At 44.7% G+C, this 3,364-nt stretch carries 4 protein-coding genes and 1 tRNA gene; 1 reads left to right on the top strand and 4 read right to left on the bottom strand.

Annotated features, from left to right (window positions below; all coding sequences use genetic code 11):
* A partial coding sequence (locus tag KIH43_RS02955) for an MFS transporter (protein WP_297717551.1) occupies window positions 1-1,266 on the top strand: 1,266 nt, incomplete at its 5' end.
* Window positions 1,267-1,319: 53 nt separating this feature from the next.
* Here the strand turns inward: KIH43_RS02955 and KIH43_RS02950 are convergent.
* From KIH43_RS02950 to KIH43_RS02935, 4 genes are all read right to left on the bottom strand, one after another.
* Window positions 1,320-1,395 (bottom strand) — tRNA-Thr (locus KIH43_RS02950).
* Between the two features lie 18 nt (window positions 1,396-1,413).
* Complete coding sequence (locus tag KIH43_RS02945; protein WP_296967154.1) at window positions 1,414-1,821, bottom strand: ClpXP protease specificity-enhancing factor; 408 nt, start codon at window positions 1,819-1,821, stop codon at window positions 1,414-1,416.
* Between the two features lie 28 nt (window positions 1,822-1,849).
* Window positions 1,850-2,461, bottom strand: a complete 612-nt coding sequence (locus KIH43_RS02940; protein ID WP_068320223.1) for a glutathione S-transferase N-terminal domain-containing protein — start codon at window positions 2,459-2,461, stop codon at window positions 1,850-1,852.
* A gap of 79 nt (window positions 2,462-2,540) precedes the next feature.
* Entirely contained in the window at window positions 2,541-3,290 is a 750-nt protein-coding gene (locus KIH43_RS02935; protein ID WP_297717553.1) for a cytochrome c1, read from the bottom strand.
* Between the last annotated feature and the right edge of the window lie 74 nt (window positions 3,291-3,364).

Here is a 3,364-nt window from a genome sequence, read left to right as displayed (position 1 = left end):
TTTTTAGAGTGGTATGACTTCCTCACCTTTGCCACCCTAGCAGTTGTCCTGGCGCCATTATTTTTTCCAGCCACAGACCCCAACGTTGGCCTTTTGGCGAGTTTGGCGACCTTTGGTGTGGGTATGGTGGTAAGACCTCTAGGAGCGGCCCTTTTTGGGTCCCTAGGAGACCGTATAGGACGAAAACCCGTCTTTATGATCACCATTGGACTCATGGGCTTTGCAACGGTCACTGTGGGCTTTCTGCCCACCTATGAACAAATCGGCATTTGGGCACCATTGCTCCTTGTTTTCTTACGGTTAATGCAAGGGCTATCTGCCGGCGGGGAAATCGGTGGCGGCGCTGTTTATCTCACCGAGCATGCTGGCACACAATATCGGGGCTTTAAGACTAGTTTTTTGCAGCTGATGGGGCCACTGGGCATTCTTTTTTCGACTATACAAATTGCCTTACTTCGGCATTGGCTAACCACCGCAGAATTTGAATCTTGGGGCTGGAGAGTGCCATTTTGGGTTTCTTTATTGCTTTTATTGATCGCCATTTTTATGCGGAGATCTTTAGATGAAACACCAATCTTTCTAGAGCTCACTAAAAAAACACCAAAAATTGAATCTCAATTACTCAATAACTTTAGAGATCCACAAATTCGCAAAAGAATGTTTCTCCTGTTTTTTTGTATTTCATCGAGTGGTGCCATTTTGTTCTTTTGCGTGCAGGTATATACGATGATTTTTTTAAAGACCACAGTGCGGCTTGACTCTGCACTAGTGGATCAATTGAGTATCGGAGCTACCGTCATTCTTATACCTTTGACTGTTGCCGCAGGGTGGCTGTCTGATCATTTTGGACGAAAGCCTATAGTATTGAGCGGCATTGTTCTGGGGGCGATATTGCTTTACCCATCTTATGGGCTGCTTGCGCAGCTCGGTGTTCATTACATTAAAAATTCAAGCGCATTCACTTTTATAGGCATTAGTGCAATTCTTATTCTGCTTTCTTGCATGCTTGCTTTAGTAGTAGGCCCACAAACTGCGTTGTTAGCAGAGTTGTTTCCTGCTAAAAATCGCAATAGTGCCGCAACCCTTCCTCACAATTTAGCAGCAGGTTGGATTGGTGGTTTGCTGCCACTCATAGTCACCTGGCTTAATCAACGATGGGGAAATACTATGGCCGGTCTTTGGTACCCAACAATATTTCTGATATGCGCGGGAATCGTTGCGTTTCTATATCTTCCGGAAACCAAACAAGCTGATTTACATCAATAATCACCACTAAAGAAAAAGCCTCTAAGCTAGATCGCTGAGAGGCTTTTGAATTTTGGTGCCCCTTGTCCGACTCGAACAGACCACCTACTGATTACAAATCAGTTGCTCTACCAGATGAGCTAAAGGGGCAACGAATGATATTTTAGCCTATTTCACAATCCTTAAGGACGGCTTGCCTGGTTTAGGCTTTTCTACTGCCTCTTCCGTAGATTCCACCACTTTTAAATCACGTAATTGCGAAGGATCGAACGGAAATGACATTCCTTGGCCATTCTCTCGTGCGTATATCGCTAGAACATGGGTTACAGGAACCATGATTTTTTTAGGAACTCCGCCAAAGCGAGCCTGAAAGCTTATCCAATCGTTATCCAGCTGCAATTGATGGCAGGCTTCTAAAGAGAGGTTTAAAACGATTTCGTCGTTTTTCACATACTCCATTGGCACTTCAACCCTCGCGTCCACGAAAACCGCGATAAAGGGCGTAAAACCAAAATCCGTGCACCACTGGTGTAGAGCACGGATTAAGTAGGGTTTGTTACTTGGGATTTCAGACATGCCGACTGAAAATGAACCGCTATTGATCTTAGCGGCGCATTACTTTCTCAGAAGGAGTTAAAGCTTCAATGTAAGCGGGTCTGCTGAAAATACGTTCTGCGTACTTTAGCAGCGCAGCTGCATTACGAGAAAGATCAATGCCATAGTGCTCAAGACGCCAAAGCAATGGCGCAATAGCAACGTCAAGCATGGAGAACTCGTCGCCCAACATGTACTTATTTTTGACAAAAATGGGGGCCAATTGCGTTAAGCGATCGCGAATCGCCAAACGAGCCTTTTCATGCACTTTCTCAGCAGCCTTCCCCTTTTCATTCTCCAATGCTGCCACATGAACAAACAGCTCTTTTTCAAAATTAAACAGAAAAAGGCGTGCACGTGCACGAGCTACAGGATCAGGCGGCATCAATTGAGGATGCGGGAAACGCTCATCAATGTATTCATTGATGATGTTTGATTCGTACAAAATTAAATCGCGCTCAACCAAAATGGGCACTTGACCATAAGGGTTCATTACGGAGATGTCTTCTGGCTTATTAAAGAGATCGACATCACGGATTTCAAAATCCATGCCTTTTTCGAAAAGCACCAAACGGCAGCGTTGCGAGAATGGGCAATTAGTACCCGAGTACAACACCATCATAAATATATTTCCTTAAATTTCTACTTCAATACAACAATTGCAAATGAAGGGCTCAATCAATGAGCCCTTATCAAGCAAATTAGTGAATATCTTTCCAGTAAGCCTTGTTTAAACGCCAGGCCAAAATGGTGAAGATTGCTAAGAATAGAAGCACTACAACGCCTAGGCGCTTGCGCTCAAGCTGAACAGGCTCAGCCATCCATGACATAAATGCCACTAAGTCGGCAATATTATCGTCGTACTCTTGTGGCTTCATCGTGCCAGGAGTGAGCTGCTCAAAACCTACAAACACCTTTTCTACACGACTTTCATCATGAGGATCTTTGCGCTCTTCGAATTTTGCTGCGCGCTCACCTTGCAACTGCCAGAGCACATGCGGCATACCTACGCTTGGATAAACCAAATTATTCCAGCCAGTCTGAGTGGTGTCGTCTTTGTAGAAAGTACGGAAGTAGGTATAGAGCCAATCCGTTCCACGTGCACGAGCCTCAACTGATAGGTCGGGTGGATTTTTACCAAAGAAAGCTTTGCCTTCTTTAGGCGTCATTGCAATGGTCATCAAATCGCCAACCTTTGCATCAGTCAAAATTAAGTTGTCCTTAATTTGCTGGTCAGTTAAACCAATATCGCGCAAACGGTTGTAGCGCATGCTAGAAGCAGCGTGGCAGTTTAAGCAATAGTTCACAAACAACTTAGCGCCATTTTGCAATGAAGCATTACTACTGACGCGGTTAGGTGCGGCATCTAATGGGAAGCCCTCTTCGTTTGCGCTGGCATTCACACTCATGCCAAGAACGGCTACCAAGAGTGTTGCTTGGCAGACACCCATTAAAGTTTGCAGAATTCGTTTCATACTAGTTCCTAATTTCTCTTTGCTGATATCTCAAGCGTGAATTAATGAGC

It is taken from the genome of Polynucleobacter sp. (genome assembly GCF_018500155.2).
In the GTDB taxonomy this organism is placed as follows: Bacteria; Pseudomonadota; Gammaproteobacteria; order Burkholderiales; family Burkholderiaceae; genus Polynucleobacter.
Note: the sequence above shows the minus strand (reverse complement) of the source record. Positions and strands in the feature narration are given on the sequence as shown.

What these genes read in the sequence shown, in the direction of transcription:
- KIH43_RS02945 (WP_296967154.1), bottom strand. Translation starts at nt 1,821, where the DNA reads ATGTCTGAAATCCCAAGTAACAAACCCTACTTAATCCGTGCTCTACAC.
- KIH43_RS02940 (WP_068320223.1), bottom strand. Translation starts at nt 2,461, where the DNA reads ATGATGGTGTTGTACTCGGGTACTAATTGCCCATTCTCGCAACGCTGC.
- KIH43_RS02935 (WP_297717553.1), bottom strand. Translation starts at nt 3,290, where the DNA reads ATGGGTGTCTGCCAAGCAACACTCTTGGTAGCCGTTCTTGGCATGAGT.